This is a genomic window from Bacillus sp. mrc49, assembly GCF_002803435.1.
On the sequence record NZ_PHNG01000063.1, the window covers coordinates 1 to 336 of the forward strand.

Below are 336 nucleotides of genomic sequence, written 5' to 3' on the forward strand. Positions count from 1 at the left end.
AAGAAGAAGCAGAAAAAGAACAAGCTGATGCGAAGAAAAAAGTAGAAGACCTGTTCACGGATAACAAGTTCGACACATTGAAAGGAAGTACCAATCAAGCCGCGGTTGACGAAGCTCAGGCAGCAGTCAATAAATTGCCAGCTGGTGCGGAAAAAGACCGTTTACAAAATTTAGTGAACGAAGCGAAGGATTTATTGAAGAAAAAAGAACAAGCAGAAAAAGACCAAGCTGATGCCAAGAAAAAAGTAGAAGACCTGTTCACGGATAACAAGTTCGACACATTGAAAGGAAATACCAATCAAGCCGCGGTTGACGAAGCTCAGGCAGCAGTCAATA

1 protein-coding gene is annotated in these 336 nt (G+C 42.0%); it reads left to right on the forward strand.

Annotated features, from left to right (window positions below):
* The coding region (locus CVN76_RS00475) for a toxin Cry1Ac domain D-VI-related protein (protein ID WP_232732031.1) at positions 1 to 336 on the forward strand (336 nt) is incomplete at both ends.